Source organism: Streptomyces sp. NPDC089799, assembly GCF_040684755.1.
Classification (GTDB): Bacteria; Actinomycetota; Actinomycetes; order Streptomycetales; family Streptomycetaceae; genus Streptomyces.
Genome location: NZ_JBFBGR010000018.1, coordinates 83611 through 108739, shown reverse-complemented (window position 1 = coordinate 108739; position 25129 = coordinate 83611). Strand labels below are relative to the sequence as shown.

Genomic DNA, 25129 nt, shown 5'->3' with positions numbered 1-25129 from the left:
CGGCGACAGCAACACCTCCGGGGTGGGTCACCCGTTAGGAGGGGTGCAAGTGCTGTCCGCTGCCGCAACGGGATGCCCCGATGATCGAAATGCCGCCCCTGGTGGACCAGTACTGTCACGGCGTCCTGCGGACGGAGCTCGGGCTCGGGACGTTCGAGGCCGCGCTGGGGCGGGGCGCGGGTGCGCCGGCCGCCGGGACGACCTTCTTCGACAGCCAGCTCGGCTTCGCCGTACGGCGGTGGTGTCCACCGCTCCTGGGCCTGGAGGCGCACTGCCCGCCGGCCCGGTACCTCGCGCGGCGGCGGGAGCTCGGCGTACTGGAGTCCGGGCGGCTGCTGCTGCGCGGCTCCGGGATCGGGACGTACCTGGTGGACACCGGGGGGCCGGGGGACCTGACCCGGCCCGTGGAACTGGCCGCCGCGGCGGGCGCCGAGGCGCACGAGATCGTCCGGCTGGAGTCGCTCGCGGAGCGGGCGGCGGACGGTGCGGACACCGTCGCCTCGTTCCTCGCCGGGCTGGCCGAAGCCGTGCACGCGGCCGCCCGGTCCGCCGTCGCCTTCACCAGTGCCGGCGCGAACGGGACCGTCCTGGCCGGTGCGCCCGAGCCGCCCGGTCCGGGCGAGGTACGCGGTGCCGCCTCGCGCTGGCTGGCCGCGCGGCCCCGGGGCGGGCCGGTGCGGGACCCCGTACTCCTGCGGCACCTGCTGTGGAGCGCGGTCGCGACCGGACTGCCGCTGCAGCTCCACTCCGGCCCCGGCGAGCGGCTCGACCGGACCGACCCGGCCCTGCTGACGGAGTTCGTACGGGCCACCGCCGGACTGGGGTCGGACCTCGTGCTGCTGCACGGGCACCCGTACCACCGGCACGCGGCACAGCTGGCCGCCGTGTTCCCGCACGTCCACGCCGACATCGGGCCGGCCCTCGCACACACCGGGGCCCGTGCCGCCGCCGTCCTCGCCGAGCTCCTCGAACTCGCGCCCTTCGGCAAGCTGCTGTTCTCCAGCGCCGGGCGCCGGCTGCCCGAACTCCACGTGGTGGCCGCCCGCGCGTTCCGGGAGGCCCTGGGCCGGGTGCTCGGCGGCTGGGTGGCCGACGGCGCCTGGTCCCGGCACGACGCGGACCGGGTCGCGGCGATGGTCGCGGCGGGGAACGCCCGCCGCGTCTACCGCCTCGACCGCGCCTAGGGCCTGTCCGGCCCTGATCCGCCGGACAACACACCTAGGCCGCGGTCAGGGCCTGGTCCTGCCGCTCCGGGACGTCCGGCAGGACCGCCGGGCGTTCGCGCAGGCTCAGGGTCAGCCGCAGTACGGCGATCCACACCAGGCAGGAGCCGAGCATGTGCGCGGCCACGAGGACCTCGGGGAGCTGGGTGAAGAACTGGACGTAGCCGATGGCGCCCTGGGCGAGCAGCACGATCAGCAGGTCGCGGGCGCGGGCCCGGGTGTCGTCCGGGGCGTCCACGACGCGCAGCACCAGCCACATCGCCACCGCCAGCGCGCAGACCGCCCAGGCGGCGACCGCGTGCAGGTGCGCGGTGGTCTCCCAGTCGAAGCCCATCCGCTCGACCTCGCTGCTGTCGCCGGCGTGCGGCCCGGAGCCGGTCACCACCGTGCCGGCCGCGATCAGCACCAGGGTGACGCCGATCAGCGCCCAGGACAGCTTGCGCACCGGGCCGGGGACCCGCGGACGCGGATCGCCGTCGCCCTCGCCGGTGCGCTGCCAGGTGACCGTGGTCACCGCGATGAGCGCGGTGGCGAGGAGGAAGTGGCCGGCCACGCTGTAGGGGTTGAGGCCCGTCTTCACGGTGATGCCGCCGAGGACCGCGTTGCCCAGCACGATGAAGAACTGCGTCCAGCCGAGCCGGGACAGCGAACGGCGCCACGGCTTGGCCGAGCGCGCGGCCAGGATGCACCAGCCGACGGCGGCGCTCACCACGTAGGTGAGCATCCGGTTGCCGAACTCGATGATGCCGTGGAAGCCCTGTTCCTGGGTGGTGATCAGGCTGTCGTCGGTGCACTTGGGCCAGGTGTCGCAGCCGAGACCGGATCCGGTCAGCCGGACCGCGCCGCCGGTCACGACGATGACCACGCTCGCGATGAGCGCGGCCAGCGCGGCCCGCCGGACGGTCCGGGGTGACGGGGTCCAGCGGGTGGCGATGTATGCGAGGGGGTTCAACACGCCCCATATCGTAGGCGAACCCTTGTGCAAACTTTCACGAGGGGGGTACGGCGGTCTGCGAGGGCACGCTTCCGGAGTCGGGTCCCACGAGCAGCCGGAACTGCGCCCCGGCCGGGTCGCCCTCCTCCTGCCACCAGAGATGGATGCGCCAATAAGCGGAGGGGCCGGGGTAATCCGGAGAATTCCGCCAGCCCTGCATCAATTCGGACGCCACGTCCTCGGCCGTCCGGTTCCGCACCTCCGCCGCGCTGTGCCAGGGATGCGACCGTGCGCTCCACAGCCCGTCGGCGCCCCGCACCTCGAACCGCCACACCGCCAGCCACGGCGTGACCTCCAGCATCGTGGCCACGTGCTCCGGGTCCAGCTGCAGCCCGGCGGCGATCCGGTCCTCCGGCACCCCCTGGATCCGGGCCGCCACCGCCGCCTGCGGCAGCAGCCGCTCGGGCAGCAGGCCCTGCGACCGCAGGTGCACCAGGGAGTCGAAGGAAAGGAAGCGCAGCCGCAGTTCCAGCTGGCGCGCGAGGTGGTCGAGTGCCTCCTCGGCCTCCTGCGCGGCGTCCGGGTCCGGGCCCGACAGCAGCAGCGCGCGGAAGCCGCCCTCGGCGTCCACCGCCCAGGCCACCGCCTCCCCGGTCCGGCCCAGCTCGGCGAGCCGGTCCCCGAGGAACACCTTGGCCTGCGCCAGCCCGCGCCGGTTGACCACGTCCTGCTGGTCCAGGCCGGCCCAGACGTCCACGGCGGTCCGGGTCAGGTCCAGCGCCCGTTCCCCGGCCGCCCGCTCCATCGGGCTCGGCCCCTCCTCGGCTGCCCGGCCCAGCGGATAGCGCGGCCAGCGCAGCTCGTCGCTGAGCGGCCAGGACAGCCAGACGGCCTGGTTGATCAGCCCGCGCGCGTACCAGCGGGTGTACTCCGGAGCGTGCGCCGCCGCCTGCTCCCCGTACCGCAGGGCCTCCTCCACGGCGGACAGCGCCCCGGGCCGGTCGCCGGAAGCGAACCGGCGGGCCGCCAGGTCGCCCAGGCGCAGGCCCAGCCGGGCCGCGCACTCGGCATCGGTCCGGGCGGGTTCCCGCAGCGCGCCGATCAGCTCGGCGAGCAGCCGGTCCGCTTCCGCCGACTCCGCATGCTCCTCACCCGAACGGATCCGGGCCCATTGTTCGTCCAGCCGCAGAACGGCCTCTCGCTGCGCCACACGGCCCCCCGGCGTCACGTGGATGGTCTAGACGTACATCCTCCGGCACGGTCAGGCCGGGTGGAAGGGATTCATTCCCAGCGGAACCAGCGGGCTGCCGCGCCGAGCCCCAGCACCGCCCAGACGGCCAGCACCGCCGCGTCGCCCCATGGCAGGGCGGCTCCGTGCCGCAGCACTTCGCGCAGCCCGTCGGACAGTGCCGAGATCGGCAGCAGGCCCAGCACCGCCTGGACCGGGCCGGGGAACTTCTCCAGCGGCACGATCACCCCGCCGCCCACCAGGAGGAGCAGGAACACCAGATTGGCGGCGGCCAGCGTCACCTCGGCCTTGAGCGTGCCGGCCATCAGCAGCCCGAGCCCGGAGAAGGCGGCCGTGCCCAGCAGGAGCAGCACCGCCACCGACAGCGGGTTCCCCTGCGGGGACCAGCCCAGCGCCAGCGCGATCACCGTGAGCAGCGCGACCTGGAGCACCTCCGTGACCAGCACGGACAGGGTCTTGGCCGCCATCAGCGCCCAGCGGGGGAGCGGCGAGGCGCCGAGCCGCTTGAGCACCCCGTAGCGCCGGTCGAAGCCGGTGGCGATGGCCTGCCCGGTGAAGGCGGTGGACATCACGGCGAGCGCGAGCACGCCCGGGGCGAGGAAGTCCACGGACTTCCCGGAGCCGGTGTCGACGATGTCGACGGCGGAGAACAGGGTCAGCAGCAGCGCCGGGATGATCACGGTCAGCAGCAGCTGCTCCCCGTTGCGCAGCAGCATCCGGGTCTCCAGGGCCGCCTGCGCGGCGATCATCCGGGAGACGGGGGCGGCCCCCGGTGCGGGGGCGTACGTGCCGGCGCTCATCCGCGCAGCTCCTTGCCGGTCAGCTCGAGGCCGTGTCCTCCCGGGGGGCAACCCCCGGACCCCCGGCGGGGCCGAGTCGTGTGCCGGGTCATCCGCGCAGCTCCTTGCCGGTCAGCTCGAGAAAGACGTCCTCCAGGGTGTGCCGCTCCACGGAGAGGCTGTCTGGCATCACGCCGTGCTGGGCGCACCAGGAGGTGACGGTGGCCAGCATCTGGGGGTCGACGTCGCCGGTCACCCGGTAGACGCCGGGGAGCAGCTCGGCGGCCTGGGTCCCGTCCGGCAGGGCCTTGAGGAGCGAGGCCAGGTCCAGGGCGGGGCGGCCGGTGAAGCGCAGGGTGTTCTCGGCGCCGCCGCGGCACAGCTGCTCGGGGCTGCCGTGGGCGATGACCCGGCCCGCGTCGATGATCGCGACCTCGTCGGCCAGCTGCTCGGCCTCGTCCATGTGGTGGGTGGTCAGGACGACGCCGACCCCGTCCGCGCGGAGTTCCCGTACGAGGTCCCAGGTGGCGCGGCGGGCCTGCGGGTCCATGCCGGCCGTGGGCTCGTCGAGGAAGACCAGCTCGGGGCGGCCGACCACGGCCATGGCCAGCGCCAGGCGCTGCTGCTGCCCGCCGGAGAGCCGGCGGTAGGGGGTCCGGCCGCAGCTGCCCAGGCCCAGCCGTTCCACCAGGGCGTCCACGTCGAGCGGGTCGGCGTACAGCTTGGACATGTGGCGGAGCATCTCGACGGCGCGGGCGCCGGAGTAGACCCCGCCGGACTGCAGCATCACGCCGGTCCGGGGGCGCAGGGCGGAGGCGTCGGCGACCGGGTCGAGGCCGAGGACGCGGACGGAGCCGGAGTCGGGGCGGAGGTAGCCCTCCGCGATTTCGACGGTGGTCGTCTTGCCCGCGCCGTTGGGACCGAGGACCGCGGTGACCGAGGACGCCGGGACGGTGAGGTCGAGCCCGTCCACCGCGGTCTTGGGCCCGTACCGCTTCACCAGTCCGCGGATCTCCACGGCGGGGTCATTGCTCATGCCGGTGAGTCTACGGAGCCGCGGAAGAGGGCCTTTGCGCCGGGGAGGCGATCATTTCCGGCCCGCGACGGGAATTCGACGTTCCTCCACGGCCTGTGACGGCCGTGAATTCCCGAGCTGCGGAATCCCCGGCGAAGGCTTCGGAATGTCTACCTCCGCTTAACTCTCCGTGCATAAATTAGGTGACCCTTAGTGATGGAAGACACCAGGAGTGGCGTCGGTCACGGCTTGTCGGTCCCCGACTAATTACGCAACAATGGCGTTGTGAAAAACGGCGAACGGCTGACCGAGACCCCCCAGGGGGAACTCGCGACCGGGGAGCGGTCCACCCGCAACCGGGTCGCGCGGTCCATCCTGGACCACGGTCCGTCCACCGTCGCCGACCTCGCCCAGCGTCTCGGCCTCACCCAGGCCGCCGTCCGCCGCCATCTCGACACGCTCGTCGCCGACGACGTGGTCGCACCCCGTGAGCAGCGCGTGTACGGCGCGCGCACCCGTGGGCGACCCGCGAAGGTGTTCGCGCTGACCGACTGCGGACGCGACGCCTTCGACCAGTCGTACGACACGCTCGCTGCGGACGCGCTGCGCTGGATCGCGCAGGCCGCCGGCGGTGGCGAGAAGGGCGAGGCGGCCGTCGCCGCGTTCGCCAAGGCGCGACTGGACGCACAGGCGGAGGCGTACCGGGAAGCCGTCGACGCGGCGGACCCCGCGGAGCGCACCGAGGCACTGGCCAAGGCGTTGACCGTGGACGGGTACGCTGCTACAGCGAAGAGCGCTCCCGGTCCGCACAGCGGAGAACAGCTCTGTCAGCACCACTGCCCGGTCGCGCACGTCGCCGAGCAGTTCCCGCAGCTGTGCGAGGCGGAGACCGAGGTCTTCTCGCGCCTGCTCGGGACGCATGTGCAGCGTCTCGCCACGATCGCCCACGGCGACGGGGTGTGTACGACCTTCATTCCGCGAAGCGCCGCACAGGCAACCACATCAGCATCTGCAAGCACGGCCGGGAGGAACCCCGCATGACCACGGAGATTGCTCACCCTGAGCTCGAGGGCCTGGGCAAGTACGAGTACGGCTGGGCCGACTCCGACGCGGCCGGTGCCGCAGCCAAGCGCGGTCTCAACGAGGACGTCGTCCGCGACATCTCGGCGAAGAAGAACGAGCCCGAGTGGATGCTGAAGCTCCGCCTCAAGGGCCTGAAGCTCTTCGACAAGAAGCCCATGCCGACCTGGGGTTCCGACCTGTCCGGCATCGACTTCGACAACATCAAGTACTTCGTGCGTTCCACCGAGAAGCAGGCCGCTTCCTGGGACGAACTGCCCGAGGACATCAAGAACACGTACGACAAGCTCGGCATCCCGGAGGCGGAGAAGCAGCGCCTCGTCGCCGGTGTCGCGGCCCAGTACGAGTCCGAGGTCGTCTACCACCAGATCCGCGAGGACCTGGAGGAGCAGGGCGTCATCTTCGTCGACACCGACACCGCGCTGAAGGAGCACGAGGAGCTCTTCAAGGAGTACTTCGGCACCGTCATCCCGGTCGGCGACAACAAGTTCGCCTCGCTGAACACCGCCGTGTGGTCCGGCGGCTCCTTCATCTACGTGCCGAAGGGCGTGCACGTGGAGATCCCGCTCCAGGCCTACTTCCGCATCAACACGGAGAACATGGGCCAGTTCGAGCGGACGCTGATCGTCGTCGACGAGGACGCCTACGTCCACTACGTCGAGGGCTGCACCGCCCCGATCTACTCCTCGGACTCGCTGCACAGCGCCGTGGTCGAGATCATCGTGAAGAAGGGCGGCCGCTGCCGCTACACGACCATCCAGAACTGGTCGAACAACGTCTACAACCTGGTCACCAAGCGCGCTGTGGCGTACGAGGGCGCGACCATGGAGTGGATCGACGGCAACATCGGTTCCAAGGTCACCATGAAGTACCCGGCCGTCTACCTGATGGGCGAGCACGCCAAGGGCGAGACCCTCTCCATCGCCTTCGCGGGCGAGGGCCAGCACCAGGACGCCGGCTCCAAGATGGTCCACATGGCGCCGAACACCTCCTCGAACATCGTCTCCAAGTCGGTGGCGCGGGGCGGCGGCCGCACGTCCTACCGCGGCCTGGTCGAGATCGGCGAGGGCGCCCCGGGCTCCAAGTCCAACGTGCTCTGCGACGCACTGCTGGTCGACCAGATCTCCCGCTCGGACACGTACCCGTACGTCGACGTCCGCGAGGACGACGTGACCATGGGCCACGAGGCCACGGTCTCCAAGGTCTCCGACGACCAGCTGTTCTACCTGATGCAGCGCGGCATGACCGAGTTCGAGGCCATGGCCATGATCGTGCGCGGTTTCGTCGAGCCGATCGCCAAGGAGCTGCCGATGGAGTACGCGCTGGAGCTGAACCGGCTGATCGAGCTGCAGATGGAAGGCGCCGTCGGCTGACGCCACGGCCCCACTCGCAGCACATTCGTTGACGTAGGAAGAGAGCAAGACGACAGCCATGGCTGAGGCTCAGAACATTCCGGCGGGTGCCACCACCGCCGGCGCGATCGCGGTGGCCGCAGAGTCCACCGTCGCCACCCGGATGAGTGCGCCCCCGTCCTTCGACGTGGCCGACTTCCCCGTGCCGCACGGCCGGGAGGAGGAGTGGCGGTTCACGCCGCTGGAGCGCCTGCGCGGCCTCCACGACGGCACCGCCATCGCCAACGGCACGATGAAGGCCCAGATCGACGCGCCCGAGGGCGTCACCGTCGAGGCCGTCGACCGTGACGACGAGCGCGTCGGCAAGGCCGGAACCCCGGTGGACCGGGTGTCCGCCCAGGCGTTCTCCTCGTTCGCCAAGGCCACGGTCGTCACCGTGCCCAAGGAGACCGTCCTCGCCGACCCGATCCGCGTCTCGCTGCACGGCGAGGGCGGCACGACCTTCGGCCACACGGTCTTCGACATCAAGCCGTTCGCCGAGGCGGTCATCGTCATCGACCACACCGGTGACGGCGTGCGCGCCGCCAACGTCGACATCCTCGTCGGCGACGGCGCCAAGGTCACCTTCGTGTCGGTGCAGGACTGGGACGACACCGCCGTCCACACCTCCCAGCACAACGCGCTGGTCGGCCGCGACGCCTCCTTCAAGTCCGTGGTCGTCACCTTCGGCGGCGACCTGGTCCGCATCCACCCGCGGGTGAACTACGCGGGCCCCGGCGGCGAGGCCGAGCTCCTCGGCCTGTACTTCACCGACGCCGGCCAGCACCAGGAGCACCGCCTCCTGGTCGACCACGACGTGCCGCACTGCAAGTCCAACGTGACCTACAAGGGCGCGCTGCAGGGCGAGGGCGCGCACGCGGTCTGGATCGGCGACGTGCTGATCGAGAAGACCGCCGAGGGCACCGACACCTACGAGCTCAACCGCAACCTCGTCCTCACCGACGGCGCGCGGGTCGACTCCGTGCCGAACCTGGAGATCGAGACCGGCGAGATCGTCGGCGCCGGCCACGCCTCCGCGACCGGCCGCTTCGACGACGAGCAGCTGTTCTACCTCCAGGCCCGCGGCATCCCGGCCGACGAGGCCCGCCGCCTGGTGGTGCGCGGCTTCTTCGCCGAGCTCGTCCAGCAGATCGGCGTTCCGGACGTCGAGGAGCGCCTGATCGGCAAGATCGAGGCGGAACTCGAGGCGTCCGTCTGATGACCTACGTCAAGGCCTGCGCGCTGAGCGAGCTCGAGGAGAACACCCCCAAGCGGGTGGAACTCGACGGCACGCCGGTGTCCCTCGTCTCCACCGAGGGGGAGGTGTTCGCGATCCACGACGTCTGCTCGCACGCGAACGTCTCCCTGTCGGAGGGCGAGGTCGAGGACTGCCAGATCGAGTGCTGGCTGCACGGATCTGCGTTCGACCTGCGCACCGGCAAGCCGTCCGGGCTCCCCGCGACGCGCCCCGTCCCCGTATACCCCGTAAAGATCGAAGGGGACGACGTGCTCGTCTCCCTCACCCAGGAGTCCTGAGGCATCCATGGCTACGCTTGAAATCCACGACCTGCACGTCTCCGTCGAGGCCGAGAACGGCGCCCGCGAGATCCTCAAGGGCGTCGACCTCACCGTCAAGCAGGGTGAGACGCACGCCATCATGGGTCCGAACGGCTCCGGCAAGTCCACCCTCGCGTACTCCCTCGCCGGTCACCCGAAGTACACCATCACCGGTGGCACCGTGACCCTCGACGGCGAAGACGTCCTGGAGATGTCCGTCGACGAGCGCGCCCGCGCCGGCGTCTTCCTCGCCATGCAGTACCCGGTCGAGGTCCCCGGCGTCTCGGTCTCCAACTTCCTGCGCACGTCGGCCACCGCCGTCCGCGGCGAGGCCCCCAAGCTGCGCACCTGGGTCAAGGAGGTCAAGGAGGCCATGGAGCGTCTCTCCATGGACCCCGCCTTCGCCGAGCGCAACGTCAACGAGGGCTTCTCCGGCGGTGAGAAGAAGCGCCACGAGATCCTCCAGCTGGAGCTGCTCAAGCCGAAGATCGCGATCCTCGACGAGACCGACTCCGGTCTGGACGTCGACGCCCTGCGCATCGTCTCCGAGGGCGTCAACCGCGTGCGCGAGAGCGGTGAGGTCGGCACCCTGCTGATCACCCACTACACGCGCATCCTGCGCTACATCAAGCCCGACTTCGTGCACGTCTTCGCGAACGGCCGGATCGCCGAGTCCGGCGGTGCCGAGCTCGCCGACCAGCTGGAGGCCGAGGGCTACGACAAGTACGTGAAGGGTGGCGCGAGCGCGTGACACAGCTGCCTGGCCTCCTCGACATCGAGGCGATCCGCAAGGACTTCCCCCTGCTGGATCGTGTGGTCCACGACGGGAAGAAGATCGTTTACCTGGACAACGCGGCGACCTCGCAGAAGCCTCGCCAGGTGCTCGACGCGCTGAACGCCTACTACGAGCGGCACAACGCGAACGTGCACCGCGGCGTGCACGTGCTCGCCGAGGAGGCCACGGCACTGTACGAGGGCGCCCGCGACAAGGTGGCCGCCTTCGTGAACGCGCCGAGCCGTGACGAGGTGATCTTCACGAAGAACGCCTCGGAGTCGCTCAACCTGGTCGCGAACATGCTCGGCTGGGCCGACGAGCCCTACCGGGTCGACGCCCAGACCGAGATCGCCATCACCGAGATGGAGCACCACTCCAACATCGTCCCGTGGCAGCTGCTCGCGCAGCGCACCGGCGCGAAGCTGAAGTGGTTCGGCCTGACCGACGACGGCCGGCTCGACCTGTCCAACATCGAAGAGGTCATCACGGAGAAGACGAAGATCGTCTCCTTCACGCTGGTCTCCAACATCCTGGGCACGGTCAACCCGGTCGAGGCGATCGTCCGCAGGGCGCAGGACGTCGGCGCCCTGGTGCTGATCGACGCCTCGCAGGCCGCTCCGCACATGCCGCTGGACGTGCAGGCCCTCGGCGCCGACTTCGTGGCCTTCACCGGCCACAAGATGTGCGGCCCGACCGGCATCGGCGTCCTGTGGGGCCGTCAGGAACTGCTGGAGGACCTGCCTCCGTTCCTCGGCGGCGGCGAGATGATCGAGACCGTGTCGATGCACTCGTCCACCTACGCCCCGGCGCCCCACAAGTTCGAGGCGGGCACGCCCCCGATCGCCCAGGCCGTCGGCCTCGGCGCGGCCGTGGACTACCTGACCTCGATCGGCATGGAGCGCATCGCGGCGCACGAGCACGCCATCACCGAGTACGCGGTGAAGCGTCTGCAGGAGGTTCCCGACCTGCGGATCATCGGCCCCACCACGGCCGAGGACCGCGGCGCGGCGATCTCCTTCGTGCTCGGCGACATCCACCCGCACGACGTCGGCCAGGTCCTGGACGAGCAGGGCATCGCGGTCCGCGTGGGACACCACTGCGCGCGCCCGGTCTGCCTGCGGTACGGAATTCCTGCGACCACGCGGGCGTCGTTCTACCTGTACTCCTCTCCGGCGGACGTCGACGCGCTGATCGACGGGCTGGAGCACGTACGGAACTTCTTCGGCTGACCGAGGACGACGAGGCGACGAGGACAGGACGACGAGGCGCTGTGAAGCTGGATTCGATGTACCAGGAACTGATCCTGGACCACTACAAGCACCCGCACGGGCGTGGCCTGCGCGACGGTGACGCCGAGGTGCACCACGTCAACCCGACGTGCGGCGACGAGATCACGCTGCGCGTGAAGTACGACGGCGAGACGCTCACGGACGTCTCGTACGAGGGCCAGGGCTGCTCGATCAGCCAGGCCAGCGCGTCCGTACTGAACGAGCTGATGGTGGGCAAGCAGGTCGCCGAGGCGCAGAAGATCCAGGAGGCGTTCCTGGAGCTGATGCAGTCCAAGGGCAAGATCGAGCCCGACGAGGCGATGGAGGAGGTGCTGGAGGACGCGGTCGCGTTCGCCGGTGTCTCCAAGTACCCCGCGCGGGTGAAGTGCGCTCTGCTGAGCTGGATGGCGTGGAAGGACGCGACCGCTCAGGCCATGGGTGAGAGCAAGTGACGAGCAGCGAGGAAGTCGGCATGACCGAGAACGCGGCGCCCCAGGCGTCCATCAAGCCGGCCACCGAGGAGGAGGTCCGCGAGGCCCTCTACGACGTGGTCGACCCCGAGCTGGGCATCGACGTCGTCAACCTGGGCCTGATCTACGGCATCCACATCGACGACGCGAACATCGCGACCCTGGACATGACGCTCACCTCGGCGGCCTGCCCGCTGACCGACGTCATCGAGGACCAGGCCAAGTCCGCGACCGAGGGCATCGTCAGCGAGCTCCGGATCAACTGGGTCTGGATGCCGCCGTGGGGTCCCGACAAGATCACGGACGACGGCCGCGAGCAGCTCCGCGCGCTCGGCTTCAACGTCTGAGACGTCGCTCGGCTTCGACGTCCGAGTGACGTCCGAGAGACGTTCGAGAAACGCCCGAGGGCCCTCCCGCCCTCTCCGAAGGCCCCCGGCACTCCCGCCGGGGGCCTTCGGCGTGCGCTGTTCGTCTGCCGTACGGACGGCGTGTGCCACGTGTTGGGATCCGGAGCGGAGCCTTCTCCTCGGCATCCATGCCGACGGTTCGAGGAGAGGCTCCCAGTGCAGGTTTTCGTTTCGCAGATGGCCCGGCGGGGCGCGGTGACGGCGGGCGCGGCCGTGCTGGCCACGGCGGGTTTCGGGGTGTTCCCCGCGCAGGCCGTGACGTACGGGACGCCGACGATCTCCCTGTCGGCCGGGTACCTGACGGGTGCCGTCGGCGCGGTGGGCGACCCGGTCGTGAACGTGACCGTCGGGCAGAGCGGGGCCGACGTGTCGGCGCTGACCGTGGCCGCGTCGGCGAGCAGCAAGAGCTCCGTGGCGGGCACCGCCGACGTCACCGTGACCGGCACCGGCGCGGTCCGGCAGCTGGCCGTCAGCGCGCGCGGCCGCGGCTACACCAACCTCACGATCAAGGTCACCGGGCTCGGCGGCAAGACCGCCACCAAGTCCCTGTCCTACGCGGCCTCCGCCGCCGTGCAGAACCCGGCCGACGCCCGCTACCTGACCGGTGCCTCGGACTCCTCGGCGGCCGTGGACCTGGGCGGCGGCTACGCCGTCGTCGCCGACGACGAGTCCAACGTGCTGCGCCTGTACAACCGTTCCGTCTCCGGCGCGCCCCTGCGGACCTGGGACTTCAGCTCCCAGCTCGGGGTCACCAAGGAGGTCGACATCGAGGGCGCCACCCGGGTCGGCAACACGATCTACTGGACCGGCTCGCTCGGCAACAACAAGGACGGCGAGTACAAGGCCCCCCGCAACACCGTGTTCACCACCACGGTGACGGGCTCCGGCGCGAGCGCCCAGCTGGGCTTCGGCAGCGCGTACAAGAAGCTCCGGGACGACCTCGTCGCCTGGGACACCGCCAACGGCAACCGCTACGGCTTCGCGGCCGGGACCGCGGCCGGCCAGGCGCCCAAGCAGATCGACGGGTTCAACGTGGAGGGGCTGGAGTTCGCGCCCGGTTCCACCACCACCGCCTACCTCGGCTTCCGCGCCCCGCTGGCGCCGGCCGTCCCGGGCGGCAAGGCGCTCCTGGTGCCCGTCACCAACATGGACAAGGTCGTCGGCGGTGCCAAGGCCGTCTTCGGTGCCCCGGTCGAACTCGACCTCGGCGGCCTGTCGGTCCGCGACATCCGCAAGAACGCCGCCGACCAGTACCTGATCCTGGCCGGCTCCTGGGCCGCGGACGACAACACCGACCCGTACGCCGTCTACTCCTGGGACGGCGTCGCCGGCCACGCGCCGGTCAAGCGCGCCGACCTGCCGACCACCGACCCGGGCGGCTGGGAGGCCATCGTGGAGGTGCCCGACCTGTCGGTGGCGGGCGCCCGGGTCCAGCTGATCACGGACAACGGCTCGGCGGACCTGTACGGCGACGGCATCGAGGCCAAGGACCTCACGCACCCGGAGTGGAAGAAGTCCCGGGCCGCCTGGTTCACCCTGTCCTGAGGTCGGTGCCGGGCCCGGCCGTCGTGCCGGGTCCGGACGCCGGGCCCGCGGTGACCCCTGCGGCGGCCGCGAGCAGGCCCGAGACCAGGTCCTCCTGCCGGATGCGCTGGTCGACGTAGAGGAGCGCGGTGCCCAGCTGGGGCAGGGTGGGGAAGAAGACCTGCCCCAGTGCGCTGCCGGCGGCCGAGATCAGCACATAGCCGGCGATGACGACGAGCAGCCCCGAGGCCGGGTCGTCGGCCCCGGTGCCGGCGGCCAGCCCGAGGGCCGGGAACATCAGGACGAGGCCCAGGAGCCCGGTCAGGAACTGGATGAAGTAGGCGATGATCAGGGACACCAGCCCGATCAGCAGGGTGGTGCCGAAGATCCGCCACCAGTTGCCGCGCACCAGCTTCACCGAACGCCGCATGGCCGTGACCGGGCCCAGCGCCTCGCACACGGCGGCGGCCGGAGCCAGGCTGAAGCGGATCCCGATCCACGCCGCATAGGGCAGGCTGAGCAGGAACGCCACCGGGAACAGGGTGACGGGCAGGTCCGATCCGTCCGAGCCGATCGACAGCGGCACCGTGACGAGCAGCACCAGCAGCACGGGCAGGGCGGCGAGCAGCCCGGTCAGCGCCCAGACGCCGGCCACCGGCCAGGCGTGCTGCCGGGCGCGCGCGAACATCAGGCGGACGGTGACGGGCCGGCCGACCACGGCCTCCTGGAGCAGCGCGGTCAGGCCCGCGCTGGTCAGCGCCAGGGACCAGACCCCGACGACCGCCGCCACCAGGCCCAGCGGGACGAAGGTGGCCAGCACCGGGTTGAGGTCGGCCGGAGCGGGATCCTGGCCGTGGTCGAGGCCGAACACGCCGTCGAGGTGGCTGTGGGTGAGGGCGACGCCGAGGCCGGCGAGGGCGCCCACGGCCAGCAGTGCGGCGAACTGCACGGCCAGCAGGAAGCCGGTGAGCTGCTTCCAGTGGCGGCCCAGGGTGGCGAAGCTCCCGTTGAAGACGTCGCCCGTGCCCAGGGGGCGGAGCGGGATCACACCGGGCTGCGGAGGCAGGGGCGGTATCCAGGCGCTGCCCCAGTGGGCCTGGGGCTGCGGGTGCTGCGGGTGCCGCGGCTGTGCGTGCGGCTGTGCCTGCGGTTGTGCGTGCGGCTGTCCCGGCTGTTCCGGGAGGCCCCCCTCGTTCTGTGACACGTCGTACTCCGGTCCCGTTCCCGTCCCCTGATCTGCGGGGACACCCTATCCTCCGGCTTTGCGTACGACCGTACACATCGTTGTGTACGCTCGTACGCATGCCTTACGTCATGCTTGCCGCGGCCATAGCGGCCGAGGTCGCCGGCACCACCGCCATGAAGTACAGCCACGGCTTCACGAAGCTGTGGCCCTCGCTGGGCACGGCAGTGGGCTACCTGCTGGCCTTCACCCTGCTCGCGCAGACCCTGAAGTCCATGCCGGTGGGCACCGCCTACGCCATCTGGGCGGGCGTCGGCACCGCCGCGATCGCCGCGATCGGGGTGCTCTTCCTCGGCGAGGCCGCCACCGCCGCGAAGCTCGCCGGGATCGTGCTGGTGATCGCCGGCGTGGTCCTGCTCAACCTGGGCGGGTCGCACTGATGGCCGCCGGCGCCGTACGCCGCTACGACCCGGACCGGCGGGACCGGATCATCGACGCGGCGATCCGGGTGGTCGGGGCCAGGGGCATCGCCGGGCTGAGCCACCGGAGCGTGGCCGCCGAGGCGGACGTACCGCTCGGCTCCACCACGTACCACTTCAAGACCCTGGACGACCTGCTGGTGGCGGCCCTGCGCCGGGCCAACGAGGGCTTCGCCGCGGAGGTCGCGGCGAGTCCCGTGCTGGCCGATCCCGCGGCGGACCTGCCCTCCGCGCTCGCCCGTTTCCTCGGCGAGCTCCTCGCGGCGGACCGCGGCCGTGCGGAGCTGGAGTACGAGCTCTACCTCGCCGCGCTGCGGCGGCCGGCCCTCCGGCCGGTCGCGGCGGAGTGGTGCGAGGCCATGGCGGGCGCACTGGCCGCCCGTACCGACCCGGACACGGCGCGGGCGCTGGTGGCGGTACTGGACGGGATCACCCTGCAGGTGCTGCTCACGGACCTGCCGTACGACGAGGAGTACGCGCGGGAGGTCCTGGCCCGGGTGCTGCGCGCCTGAGCCGGGCGCAGCCTGCGCCGCGTCGGGCGGTGGGCGGTCGGCGGTGGGCAGGGCCCCGTCAGTCCCCGGCGCGCACCGCGGCCAGGGCGGCCGCCACGCCGGCCTCGATGTCCCGGACCGGGTACAGCACCTCGCGGACCACCCGGTCCCGCCCCACCACCAGCGTCAGCCGCTTCAGCCGGCTGACCCCCGCCGCGCGGAAGGTGGGCAGCCGCAGTGCGGCGGTCAGGGCCAGTTCGGCGTCCGAGAGCAGCGCGAAGCGCAGCCCTTCCTTCTCCGCGAAGTCCCGCTGCTCGTCAGGGCGTTGCGTGGACACCCCGTGCACCGCCGCGCCGGCCGCGGTGAACTCGGCGAGCTGGTCGCGGTAGGTGCAGGACTCGAAGGTGCAGCCGCGTGCCCCGGGGATCGAGGCCCACCCGGGCGGGTACGCCTCGGCGCGCGCGTAGGCGCCGGGGAAGCAGTACAGGACGGTGAATGCGGTCTCCGCCGACACCGGATCGGTCATCCCGCCGAACCGGTCCGGGAGCAGCAGCTCCGGCAGCCTCGTCCCGCGCAGTCCGTGCATCCGGGCCGCCTCCCGCGAGGCCGTCTCCGTGGTCGCCGTCATCTCTCCCTCTCCCAGGATCCAGGTGTCCCCCCAGTCCTGGAGGGCGACCAGGACCGGAAGCAGCGCGCGCCCGCGCGGGGTCAGCCGGTACGCGTGACGTACCGGGCGGTCCTGGTACGGCTCGCGCACCAGGACCTCCGCCTCGACCAGCAGCCGCAGCCGCTCGGCGAGCACCTTCCGGGACACCCCCAGCTCGCGCTGGAAGTCCTCGAAGCGGTGCATGCCGCGCGCCGCGTCGCGCACGATCAGCAGGGTCCACCAGTCGCCCACCACGTCGAGGGCCTGGGCGATCGAGCAGTCGGCGTCGTCGAGCCGGGTGCGCTGGGCCATGGCCGTTCCCTCCGTCGTCCGTTGACCCGAGGCTGTCATGTTGGCATAGTCAGTTCCCAAAAGGAACTGACAAGGGGGGCCGGTCCGACGACCGGTCGGCCGCGCGATCACGGGGGGCGCCGTGCTGCAAGGGTTCAAGGACGTACCGAGAGCGGTCTGGCTGCTCGCCGTGGGCACGTTCGTCAACGCCTTCGCGGCGTTCACCTTCGTCTTCGTCTTCGTCTACCTCACCGGCCCGCGCGGGCTGGGAACGGCGGAGGCCGGACTCGTCAGCGGGATCGGCGGCCTCGGCACGGTCGCCGGGAACTTCACCGGCGGCTGGTTCGGCGACCGGTTCGGCCACCGCCGGGTGCTGCTCTGTGCCGCCGTGCTCGGCGGAGCCGTCCTGGCCCTGATCCCCGTCCTGCCCACCGCGACCCTCTACGCCGCCCTGCCCCTGGCCCAGTACGCCCTCGGAGTGCTGCGCGCCGCGAACTCCGCGCTGGTCGCGGTGATCGTCCCGGCCGGGGCCCGCCGGCAGGCCTTCGCCGTGGTGCGCTGCGCCGGCAACGGCGGCTTCGCCCTGGGGCCGCCGCTGGGCGCGCTGATGGCGACCGGCCTCTCGTACGGCTGGCTGTTCGTGGCCGACGGACTGGGCACCCTGGCCATGGCGCTGTGGACCGCCCGGGTGGTCCCGGCCCGCGGCGCCGTGAAGACCCCCGCGGCCCCGCACGGGGGCCGGGGCCGCGGGATCCTCCCCGAACTCGCGGCCCGGCCGGCCCTGCTGGTGCTGCTGGGCGCGATCCTGGTGACGGACGTGGTCTACCGCCAGCAGTACTCCACCTTCCCGGTCGTCCTCGCCGCGCACGGTCTGGACGTACGGGCCTTCGGCCTGGTCATCGCGCTCAACGGGCTGGTGATCCTGCTCCTGGAACTGCCCGCCGCCGTCGCCCTTCGGGACCGTCCGCCGCTGCGGGTCGTGGGCACCGGACTGCTGCTGGTCGGCGCCGGATACGGAGCCCTGCTCGCGGGCGTCGGCACCGCCACCGCCGTCGTCATGATGGTGCTGCTCAGCCTCGGGGAGATCCTCTACAAGACCACCGCCACCGCCTACGTCGCCGACGAGGCCCCCGAGCACGCCACCGGCCGGTTCCAGAGCCTGTACGCCGGGGTCTCCGTCAGCGGCGTGGTGCTCGCCGCGCCCCTGGGCGGCACCCTCTACGCGGCGGCCCCCGGCCTGCTCTGGCCGGTGTGCGCCCTGCTCGCGGCGGCAGCCGGAGCGGCCGTCCTGGCCGCGGGGGCGCGGGCGGGGCGGCGGACGACACGACCGGCACATGAGACCGGTTCGCAACGGCAGGCCGTCCCCGGTTAGGTTTCCCGTATGACTGCTACGCGTACCACCGGCGCCGTCGCCGCCGGACTTGCCACCATCGCCGCCGACGGCACCGTTCTCGACACCTGGTTCCCGGCCCCCGAGCTGGTCGAGGAGCCGGCCGCACCGGCCGGCACCGAGCGCCTCTCCGCCGAGCAGGCCGTGGAGCTGCTGGGCGCGGCCGCCACCAAGGCGATCCGCTCGGACGCCGTCCGCGGTGTCGAGGTCGTGGCCGTCCGCACGGTGATCGCCTCCCTGGAGGACAAGCCGCTGGACGCCCACGACGCGTACCTGCGCCTGCACCTGCTGAGCCACCGCCTGGTGAAGCCGCACGGCCAGAACCTGGACGGCGTATTCGGCCTGCTGGCCAACGTCGCCTGGACCTCGCTGGGCCCGGTCGCCGTCGACCAGGTCGAGACCGTCCGCCTGAACGCCCGCGCCGAGGGCCTGCACCTGCAGGTCACCTCGATCGACAAGTTCCCGCGGATGACCGACTACGTCGCCCCCAAGGGCGTGCGCATCGCCGACGCCGACCGCGTCCGCCTCGGCGCGCACCTCGCCGAGGGCACCACCGTCATGCACGAGGGCTTCGTCAACTTCAACGCGGGCACCCTGGGCACCTCCATGGTCGAGGGCCGGATCTCCGCGGGCGTCGTGGTCGGCGACGGCTCCGACATCGGCGGCGGCGCCTCCACCATGGGCACCCTGTCGGGCGGCGGCAAGCAGATCATCTCGATCGGCGAGCGCACCCTGATCGGCGCCGAGGCGGGCATCGGCATCGCCCTGGGCAACGAGTGCGTGGTCGAGGCCGGCCTCTACGTCACCGCCGGCACCCGGGTCACCCTGCCGGACGGCCAGGTCGTCAAGGCCCTGGAGCTCTCCGGCGCCGACAACATCCTCTTCCGCCGCAACTCGGTCACCGGCGCCGTCGAGGCCCGCCCGTACAAGGCGAACTGGGGCGGCCTCAACGAGGTCCTGCACAGCCACAACTGACCCACGGGGTCGGAACCGGTCGAACCGTCGGAACACCGGTACGGGGAACGCCCTCCCGCGGCCTGCGCCGCGGGAGGGCGTTCCCCGTGTGCGTTCCGTGTGCGGGGGCGTCAGCCCATCGGGGAGAAGCGGCGGACCAGGCCCGCGAACGCCTGCTCCTCGGCCTCGGTGAGCTCGACGGACTCCATCGGGTGGGCGGCGGCGGTCCGCTGGCCCGGGATCGCCGGGATCGCCGGGATCGCGGGGGTCGCGGGGATGACCGGGAGTTCCTCGGCGGGGGTGGTGGCCGGCGTGGCGGCGGACGGCCCGGCGTGGTGGGGGCGCTCGTCCCGCGGCACGCGTCCCAGGCAGAGGAGCCGGACCAGGACGGCCGTGAACAGCACGGCCAGGCCGATCTCCCGGGCGAGGGGGACGGAGGAGAACACGAGGGGCCTCCAGGGGAGTGCGGGCGGCGCAAGATCGTGCGTGGAGCCACTCAACACCACACGGCGCCCGCCGCGGGAGCCCGTGTGGTCAGTATCACGCCAGGGGCGAAGGTCCCGAACGAGCCACCCGGGGGTCGGGCGGAGTACGGCAGGGGCCCCGGCCGGGACGGCGGCCGGGGCCCCTCCTCCGCCCGCCGTGACTACGGGCGGAAGCGCAGGACCTGCGGGTCGTGGTCGCTGTTCTGGTCGGCGAACTCGGCGTTGACGTGCACGCTGTCGTAGGTGAACTTCTTGATCGCCGGGCTGGTCAGGATCTGGTCCAGCACCTGCGAGTTGCCCTGGTAGACGTACGAGTAGCGCTCGGACTTGGGCAGCGACTGGATCGCCGGGTACAGGGCCCCGCCGTCGGTCAGCGCCTTGGTGGTGTTCGAGAAGTCGAAGTCGTTGATGTCACCGAGGACCACGACGTTCGCGTTCTTCTGGGTGGCCAGGATGTCCTTCACGAAGCCGTTGACGGCCTGCGCCTGCTGCAGCCGCTTGGTCTCCGAGGGACGGGCCGGCGGCTGGTGGTGCGAGGTCAGGCCCTCGTCGCCGCCCTTCGAGGAGAAGTGGTTGGCGATCACGAAGACCGTGCGGCCGCGGAAGACGAACTCGCCCGCGAGCGGCTTGCGGCTGTCGCCCCAGGCGGCGTTCGCCGGGTCGATGCGGCCGGGGGAGTGGCTGAGGGCGGCCTTGCCGCCGTCCTGCAGCACGCCGGTCGGGGTGGTCGCGTTGCCGGCGTCGCGGTCGGTGAAGGAGACCCGCTCCGGGTTGAAGAGGAACACCTGGCGGATGTTGCCGCCGGGCTCGCCGCCGTCCTTGTTGTTCTCCGGGTCGACGGACCGCCACTGGTACGCAGGGCCGCCCGCGGCCTTGACGGCCTCGGTGAACTTGGTCAGGGTCTGGTCGGCGGAAACGATTCCGTCGTTCTTGGCGCCCGTGTTGTCCTGGATCTCCTCCAGCGCCACGATGTCGGGCGAGGCGAGGTTCTCGACGACCGCCTTGGCGAGCGCGTCGAACTTCTCCTGCGGGTCGCTGGGGTCCAGGTTCTCGACGTTGTACGTCGCGACCGCGAGCTCGCCCTCGGCCTGCGGCTTGGTCTTCTCGCGCTGCAGTTCCTTGGAGACCACGGTGCCCAGGGTGCGGGCGGTCAGCGTGTAGCCGCCGAACTGGTTGAAGTCGAGCGGGCCCTCGGTGGTGCCCGTCAGCTTGTCGCCGACGTTGGCCACCGGGAAGGGCTGCTGGGCCAGCGGGGCCAGCTGCTGGACCATCAGGCGGCCGGTGTTCTGGGCGTCGTAGGAGCCGTAGAGGGCGCCGCCGCGGCGGGTCGGGTTCTCCCAGCCCTTCACGGTGACCCACAGCTCGGCGTACGGGTCGGTGGCACCGACGACGCGGGAGGTGCCGATGCCGACGTTCATGCCCTCCAGGGACTCGTAGAAGTCCAGGGCGTAGCGGCCGGGCTCCAGGGTCAGGCCGTTGATGCTGCCGCCGGCGGCCGGGTCCCCTGCCGGGGCGTACTCGCCCGGCACCGAGTACTCCGTGATGCGGACGGCCTCGGGCAGCTGGTTGCCCGAGGAGAGGACCGTCACGGTGGGCTTGGAGATCTGCGTCATCGACTGGTTGCCCGAGTTCAGGCCGCCGGGGACGTACTCGCCGACGAGGCCCGAGACCTTGACCGCGTCGCCGACGGCGACGGTGGGGGCGCTGCTGGTGAAGACGAAGATGCCTTCGCTGGTCGCGTCGTTGTCGTCGGCGTCCGGGTCCTGCATCCAGAAGCCGCGCGAGCCGTAGGTCCGGACGCCGGTCACGATGCCCTCGACGTCGGCAACCTGCTTGCCGACCAGGGGCGAAGTGCGCGTGGCGCCCTGGATGTCGTGGATGCGGACGGATCCGGCGGACGCGGCGTCGGCCGACGCCGCGGTGTCCGCGGCGTCGGCGGTGCCCGCGAGGAGGCCGGTGGCGAGGGCGGTGGCCACGACGGCCGCGACCGCGGCGGAGCGGGGGAGGGAGGAGCGCATGGTCAGGGAACTCCGGGTACTGGATGGGGAAAACGGATATAGCGGAGAAAGCTCTGAGTGGCGGTGCGATCGTCAGGAAATCAGGCTGAGATCTACGCGCGTCAATGTCCTGCGTGGGCACGGAACTTGTCAAGGCCTCCAGGGGATACGCCGTCTGACTGTCGGATGAACCGACGGCGCTGTTCGGCCGGACGGGTCCGGAATGCGTCTACTCTGGACCGCACTGACCCCCCACCTGCTGGTTCTGTTCCGCGAGGAGACCCCCCATGTCCGCACAGCCGCGCCAAACGCTGCCGCCGGTACGGCTGCACCCCGAAGCGGAACTGGCCCGTACGGCCCTCTCGACGTCCCTGCTGTCCCACGCCGTCCGGCTGGCCCGCTGGGCCGGACCCGCGATCCGGGTCGGCGCCGGCGGCGAACTCCTCGACGAGCAGCTCCCCCAGGCGGCCGAGGCGCTCGGCCTCGGCTCGGACCCGGACGGGCCGGCGCACGCGAGCCAGGCGTGGCGGGTCGCCGTCGACGCCGGACTCGTCGAGGTGACCGAACCGGAGGACGTGGAGCGGGACGCCGACGAGGGCGGGTTCGCCAGCGCCGAACCCGGCGAGGACCTCGCCCTGGTGACCGGCGGAGCCCCGGCGGACGTGCTGGACCTGTGGCTGGCGGCGCTGGACTCGGTCATCGCCGACGCGGCCGTACCGGACCTCGACGACCTGGTCGACGCGCTGGACGCGGGCGGCGGCATCGACTTCGACCAGCTGGACTGGGACCCGCAGCGCGAGGCGGACTTCCTGGAGGGCGTCCTCGCCAACCTCTACCTGCTCACCGTCGCCGAGGGCGGCTCGGGCGAGGCGCCGGTGCCGCTGCCCGTGCTCGCCGCGTCCATGGTGGTGCCCGAGGAGATGGGCGATCCGACCGAGGAGGTGCTGGAGCGCGTCTCCGACGCGATGATGCGGCTGGACGACCAGTTCCGGCAGCTGGAGCCGATCGGGCTGGTGGAGTTCCGGCCGGTGGACGAGGCCCTGCTGGCGGAGGCGGACGACGAGGAGTTCGGCGAGCCGGGCTCCGGCGCCTTCGGCGAGGGGGAGGGCGCCGAGGAGGACGTCTCCCGGTACGGGCTGGTCCGGCTCACCCCGCTCGGCCTGTACGGCATCCGGAGCCGGATGATGGACGCCGGAGTCGAGGCGCCGGCGATCGGGGACCTCGCGGACAAGGGCGCCGAGGCGCTGCTCGACGCGGTGTCCGGTTTCTCCGAGGAGGCCGCCCTGGCCGAGATCGAGCTGTGGCTCGCCCGCCGGGAAGGCGGGGAGCTGCCGGAGGCCGTCACCCGGCTGCTGGCCGCGGCCCGCGGCGGGGACGAGGGCGGCCCGCTGCGCCGGCTGCGCTGCCAGCAGGCGCTGGCGCTGGCCGGGGCGGTGGCCGAGCCCGCGGTGCGCGGGGTGCTCGCCGATCCGGAGCTCGGCGGTCTGGCCCGGGTCTGGCTCGCCGAGCACGGCGCGGCCGACGTACCCGCGCCGGACGGGGCCGTGGTGTTCTGGCTGACCGTGGACACCCTCGCGGCCCAGCTCGCCGCGGGCGGCGAAACCGAGGAGCTGTCCGGCCTGATGGCGAACCTGACCGACCGCCACACGGGCTTCTTCGACGAGGTCTGGCGGGTGGAACACCCTGCGGCGGCCGAGGTGCTGGAGGCGATGGGCCGGCTGCATCCGGACCGCGCGGTGGCCAAGGAGGCCCGCAAGGCGGCCTTCAAGGCCCGCTCCAGGCAGCACTGACCCAGCCGGCGGCGGTGTCGCGGCGGCACCGTCCGCACTGCTGTGGGGTGGGGCCCAGCGGGGCCCGGCGGGGCCCAGCGGGGCCCAGCGGGACCGAGTGGGACCGAGCGGGATGGGGCCGGTGGTGCCCCTGAGGAAGGCGGATACGGCTGATACGGCTGGGATCGGTCGTTTATTCGATCAGACTCAGCCATTCCGGAAGCCGGAGGGGGATTCCGGGCATTCGTCGGGAATTCAGCTGGTGTTATGTCCGCGGGAGGTGGTGCGCCGGCCGCACGGCAGCGTGCCGGCTCCCCACCTCAGGAGATCCGATGCCGCTCAGCCGCAGAGACTTCGCCGCCCGTACCGTCCTCGCCGGGGCGGGCGTGGCCCTCACCGGGACGGTCGGGGCCCTCGCCACCGCCCCGGGGGCACTGGCCGCCGACGACAGCACCCTCCGCGACGAGCGGGGCCGCCCGTGCGCACCCGGCTACGGGCCCCTGCTGCCCGACCCGGCCGGACTGCTGGCCCTGCCCGCCGGGTTCTCGTACCGGGTCCTCACCCACAGCGGTGTCACCCGGCTGGAGTCCGGCGAGTTCACCCCCTCGAACCACGACGGCACGGCCGCCTTCGCCGGCCACCGCGGGGTCACCCTGCTGGTGAACAACCACGAGCTGAAGGGCCCCCGGCCCGAGTGGGAGCACCCGGTGCCGCTCGCCGAGGGCCTGGTCTACGACCCGGCGGCGGCCGGCGGCTGCACCGTCGTCGAATTACGGCCCGGCGGCGCGGTCGCCGAATGGGTCGGCATCGCCGGTACGTCGACCAACTGCGCGGGCGGCGCCACCCCCTGGGGCACGTGGCTGACCTGCGAGGAGAACTCGGACCTGGCCGGCGAGAACGGGATGACCAGGGACCACGGCTACGTCTTCGAGGTCGACCCGCACGACCGGCGGGCGAACCTGCGGCCCAAGCCGCTCAAGGCGCTGGGCCGGTACGACCACGAGGCCGTCGTCATCGACCCGAAGCGGGGCCACGCCTACCTCACGGAGGACGCGGCCGGCCCCAACGGCCTGTTCTACCGCTGGACTCCGCCGGCCGGGTTCCGGCACGGGCGCGGCCGGCTGCGCACCCTGGCCGACGACGCGGGCGTACTCGCGGCGGCCAAGTGCTTCGACAGTGCGGGCCGTTTGGTGGACGACCTCTCGCGGGCCACCCGGATCGGCACCGTGTACGGGGTCGACTGGGTCGAGGTGCCCGACCGGGACGCCCGGACCACACCGGTCCGCGAGCAGTTCCCCGCCGGGGCGGTCACCCGGGGCCGCAAGCTGGAGGGCATGTGGTGGGCGGACGGCGGCGCCTACTTCGTCTCCTCCTACGCGCGGGAGGAGAGCCCGGGCGCCGCCCACGACGGCCAGGTGTGGTTCTACGACCCCAAGCGGCGCACCGTCCGGCTGGCGGTGCTGCTCGGGGTGAACGCCGACCCGTCCGCGCCCGGCGCCCACGACGGCCCGGACAACATCACCGTCTCCCCGTACGGGGGGCTCGTCCTCGCCGAGAACGGCGACGGACTGCAGCACATCTTCGGGGCGACGGAGTCGGGGCGGACCTACCCGCTGGCGCGCAACGAGCTGAACATCGGGACCCCGGAGGAGCCGGAGTACTCCGAGTTCGCCGGGGTCTGCTTCTCACCGGACGGACGCACCCTGTTCGCGGGCATCCAGGAGCCGGGGCTCCTGGTGGCCATCACCGGGCCCTGGCGGCGCAGGGGCTGA

24 protein-coding genes are annotated in these 25129 nt (G+C 72.1%); 16 read left to right on the top strand and 8 right to left on the bottom strand.

What is annotated here, in order from left to right:
• Nucleotides 1–80 precede the first annotated feature (80 nt).
• Nucleotides 81–1184 (top strand): amidohydrolase family protein, encoded by a 1104-nt coding sequence (locus AB0O36_RS21045; protein ID WP_365112512.1) that lies wholly within the window; start codon nt 81–83, stop codon nt 1182–1184.
• Nucleotides 1185–1218: 34 nt separating this feature from the next.
• Here the strand turns inward: AB0O36_RS21045 and AB0O36_RS21040 are convergent, their stop codons facing one another.
• The 4 genes from AB0O36_RS21040 to AB0O36_RS21025 form a co-directional block, all read right to left on the bottom strand.
• Nucleotides 1219–2208: a COX15/CtaA family protein gene (locus AB0O36_RS21040; RefSeq protein ID WP_365112509.1), complete on the bottom strand. Its 990-nt coding sequence runs from the start codon at nt 2206–2208 to the stop codon at nt 1219–1221.
• A gap of 4 nt (nt 2209–2212) precedes the next feature.
• A complete protein-coding gene (locus AB0O36_RS21035; RefSeq protein ID WP_365112506.1) occupies nt 2213–3367 on the bottom strand; it encodes a hypothetical protein in 1155 nt (384 codons plus the stop codon).
• Between the two features lie 71 nt (nt 3368–3438).
• Entirely contained in the window at nt 3439–4206 is a 768-nt protein-coding gene (locus tag AB0O36_RS21030) for an ABC transporter permease (protein WP_365112503.1), read from the bottom strand.
• 88 nt (nt 4207–4294) lie between these two features.
• On the bottom strand, nt 4295–5221 hold the full coding sequence (locus AB0O36_RS21025) for an ABC transporter ATP-binding protein (protein ID WP_365112500.1): 927 nt from the start codon (nt 5219–5221) through the stop codon (nt 4295–4297).
• A 264-nt stretch (nt 5222–5485) separates the two neighbouring features.
• Between AB0O36_RS21025 and AB0O36_RS21020 the strand changes: the two genes are divergently transcribed.
• The 9 genes from AB0O36_RS21020 (at nt 5486) to AB0O36_RS20980 (ending at nt 13693) form a co-directional block, all read left to right on the top strand.
• A complete protein-coding gene (locus AB0O36_RS21020; RefSeq protein WP_365112498.1) occupies nt 5486–6241 on the top strand; it encodes an ArsR family transcriptional regulator in 756 nt (251 codons plus the stop codon).
• Nucleotides 6238–7653, top strand: coding sequence for a Fe-S cluster assembly protein SufB (gene sufB / locus AB0O36_RS21015; RefSeq protein WP_365112495.1), 1416 nt, complete (start codon nt 6238–6240; stop codon nt 7651–7653). The genes AB0O36_RS21020 and sufB overlap by 4 nt, the downstream gene beginning before the upstream one ends.
• A 58-nt stretch (nt 7654–7711) precedes the next feature.
• Complete coding sequence (gene sufD, locus AB0O36_RS21010) at nt 7712–8890, top strand: Fe-S cluster assembly protein SufD (protein ID WP_365112493.1); 1179 nt, start codon at nt 7712–7714, stop codon at nt 8888–8890.
• Nucleotides 8890–9207 (top strand): bifunctional 3-phenylpropionate/cinnamic acid dioxygenase ferredoxin subunit, encoded by a 318-nt coding sequence (locus AB0O36_RS21005; RefSeq protein ID WP_365112490.1) that lies wholly within the window; start codon nt 8890–8892, stop codon nt 9205–9207. The genes sufD and AB0O36_RS21005 overlap by 1 nt, the downstream gene beginning before the upstream one ends.
• Before the next feature lie 7 nt (nt 9208–9214).
• Nucleotides 9215–9979: a Fe-S cluster assembly ATPase SufC gene (gene sufC, locus AB0O36_RS21000; RefSeq protein WP_365112487.1), complete on the top strand. Its 765-nt coding sequence runs from the start codon at nt 9215–9217 to the stop codon at nt 9977–9979.
• On the top strand, nt 9976–11232 hold the full coding sequence (locus AB0O36_RS20995; protein ID WP_365112484.1) for a cysteine desulfurase: 1257 nt from the start codon (nt 9976–9978) through the stop codon (nt 11230–11232). The genes sufC and AB0O36_RS20995 overlap by 4 nt, the downstream gene beginning before the upstream one ends.
• Before the next feature lie 41 nt (nt 11233–11273).
• Nucleotides 11274–11723 carry a Fe-S cluster assembly sulfur transfer protein SufU gene (sufU, locus tag AB0O36_RS20990; RefSeq protein ID WP_365112481.1) on the top strand — a complete coding sequence of 150 codons (450 nt, stop codon included), beginning with the start codon at nt 11274–11276 and terminating at the stop codon, nt 11721–11723.
• 20 nt (nt 11724–11743) lie between these two features.
• Nucleotides 11744–12088, top strand: coding sequence for a metal-sulfur cluster assembly factor (locus AB0O36_RS20985; protein WP_365112479.1), 345 nt, complete (start codon nt 11744–11746; stop codon nt 12086–12088).
• 216 nt (nt 12089–12304) lie between these two features.
• Nucleotides 12305–13693: a hypothetical protein gene (locus tag AB0O36_RS20980; protein WP_365112476.1), complete on the top strand. Its 1389-nt coding sequence runs from the start codon at nt 12305–12307 to the stop codon at nt 13691–13693.
• Here the strand turns inward: AB0O36_RS20980 and AB0O36_RS20975 are convergent.
• Entirely contained in the window at nt 13680–14876 is a 1197-nt protein-coding gene (locus tag AB0O36_RS20975; RefSeq protein WP_365112474.1) for a hypothetical protein, read from the bottom strand. The genes AB0O36_RS20980 and AB0O36_RS20975 overlap by 14 nt on opposite strands.
• A gap of 98 nt (nt 14877–14974) precedes the next feature.
• Here AB0O36_RS20975 and AB0O36_RS20970 point away from each other — a divergent pair, with 98 nt between their 5' ends.
• Nucleotides 14975–15295 carry a multidrug efflux SMR transporter gene (locus AB0O36_RS20970; protein ID WP_365112471.1) on the top strand — a complete coding sequence of 107 codons (321 nt, stop codon included), beginning with the start codon at nt 14975–14977 and terminating at the stop codon, nt 15293–15295.
• A complete protein-coding gene (locus AB0O36_RS20965; protein WP_365112468.1) occupies nt 15295–15846 on the top strand; it encodes a TetR family transcriptional regulator in 552 nt (183 codons plus the stop codon). The genes AB0O36_RS20970 and AB0O36_RS20965 overlap by 1 nt, the downstream gene beginning before the upstream one ends.
• 58 nt (nt 15847–15904) lie before the next feature.
• On the opposite strand, the gene AB0O36_RS20960 is transcribed toward AB0O36_RS20965, so the two are convergent.
• The gene (locus tag AB0O36_RS20960) at nt 15905–16783 is read right to left on the bottom strand and encodes a winged helix-turn-helix transcriptional regulator (RefSeq protein WP_365112465.1); all 879 of its coding nucleotides are present in this window, start codon (nt 16781–16783) and stop codon (nt 15905–15907) included.
• A 124-nt stretch (nt 16784–16907) separates the two neighbouring features.
• Here AB0O36_RS20960 and AB0O36_RS20955 point away from each other — a divergent pair, with 124 nt between their 5' ends.
• Together AB0O36_RS20955 and dapD are read left to right on the top strand one after the other, a co-directional pair.
• Entirely contained in the window at nt 16908–18134 is a 1227-nt protein-coding gene (locus AB0O36_RS20955; RefSeq protein WP_365112652.1) for an MFS transporter, read from the top strand.
• A gap of 9 nt (nt 18135–18143) precedes the next feature.
• The gene (gene dapD / locus AB0O36_RS20950; RefSeq protein ID WP_365112462.1) at nt 18144–19127 is read left to right on the top strand and encodes a 2,3,4,5-tetrahydropyridine-2,6-dicarboxylate N-succinyltransferase; all 984 of its coding nucleotides are present in this window, start codon (nt 18144–18146) and stop codon (nt 19125–19127) included.
• Between the two features lie 110 nt (nt 19128–19237).
• Here dapD and AB0O36_RS20945 read toward each other — a convergent pair whose 3' ends face one another.
• A complete protein-coding gene (locus AB0O36_RS20945) occupies nt 19238–19552 on the bottom strand; it encodes a hypothetical protein (protein WP_365112460.1) in 315 nt (104 codons plus the stop codon).
• A 200-nt stretch (nt 19553–19752) separates the two neighbouring features.
• Nucleotides 19753–21609, bottom strand: a complete 1857-nt coding sequence (locus tag AB0O36_RS20940) for an endonuclease/exonuclease/phosphatase family protein (RefSeq protein WP_365112457.1) — start codon at nt 21607–21609, stop codon at nt 19753–19755.
• Between the two features lie 266 nt (nt 21610–21875).
• On the opposite strand from AB0O36_RS20940, the gene AB0O36_RS20935 reads away from it, so the two are divergent.
• Both AB0O36_RS20935 and AB0O36_RS20930 read left to right on the top strand, forming a co-directional pair.
• On the top strand, nt 21876–23378 hold the full coding sequence (locus AB0O36_RS20935) for a hypothetical protein (RefSeq protein ID WP_365112454.1): 1503 nt from the start codon (nt 21876–21878) through the stop codon (nt 23376–23378).
• Between the two features lie 311 nt (nt 23379–23689).
• Nucleotides 23690–25129 (top strand): alkaline phosphatase PhoX, encoded by a 1440-nt coding sequence (locus AB0O36_RS20930; RefSeq protein WP_365112451.1) that lies wholly within the window; start codon nt 23690–23692, stop codon nt 25127–25129.

Coding starts and splice junctions, on each gene's coding strand:
- AB0O36_RS20965 (WP_365112468.1), top strand. CDS start 15,295: ATGGCCGCCGGCGCCGTACGCCGCTACGACCCGGACCGGCGGGACCGG.
- AB0O36_RS20930 (WP_365112451.1), top strand. CDS start 23,690: ATGCCGCTCAGCCGCAGAGACTTCGCCGCCCGTACCGTCCTCGCCGGG.
- AB0O36_RS20985 (WP_365112479.1), top strand. CDS start 11,744: ATGACCGAGAACGCGGCGCCCCAGGCGTCCATCAAGCCGGCCACCGAG.
- sufD (WP_365112493.1), top strand. CDS start 7,712: ATGGCTGAGGCTCAGAACATTCCGGCGGGTGCCACCACCGCCGGCGCG.
- dapD (WP_365112462.1), top strand. CDS start 18,144: ATGACTGCTACGCGTACCACCGGCGCCGTCGCCGCCGGACTTGCCACC.
- AB0O36_RS20960 (WP_365112465.1), bottom strand. CDS start 16,783: ATGGCCCAGCGCACCCGGCTCGACGACGCCGACTGCTCGATCGCCCAG.
- AB0O36_RS20970 (WP_365112471.1), top strand. CDS start 14,975: ATGCCTTACGTCATGCTTGCCGCGGCCATAGCGGCCGAGGTCGCCGGC.
- sufB (WP_365112495.1), top strand. CDS start 6,238: ATGACCACGGAGATTGCTCACCCTGAGCTCGAGGGCCTGGGCAAGTAC.
- AB0O36_RS21025 (WP_365112500.1), bottom strand. CDS start 5,221: ATGAGCAATGACCCCGCCGTGGAGATCCGCGGACTGGTGAAGCGGTAC.
- AB0O36_RS20935 (WP_365112454.1), top strand. CDS start 21,876: ATGTCCGCACAGCCGCGCCAAACGCTGCCGCCGGTACGGCTGCACCCC.
- sufC (WP_365112487.1), top strand. CDS start 9,215: ATGGCTACGCTTGAAATCCACGACCTGCACGTCTCCGTCGAGGCCGAG.
- AB0O36_RS21045 (WP_365112512.1), top strand. CDS start 81: ATGATCGAAATGCCGCCCCTGGTGGACCAGTACTGTCACGGCGTCCTG.
- AB0O36_RS20940 (WP_365112457.1), bottom strand. CDS start 21,609: ATGCGCTCCTCCCTCCCCCGCTCCGCCGCGGTCGCGGCCGTCGTGGCC.
- AB0O36_RS21005 (WP_365112490.1), top strand. CDS start 8,890: ATGACCTACGTCAAGGCCTGCGCGCTGAGCGAGCTCGAGGAGAACACC.
- AB0O36_RS21030 (WP_365112503.1), bottom strand. CDS start 4,206: ATGAGCGCCGGCACGTACGCCCCCGCACCGGGGGCCGCCCCCGTCTCC.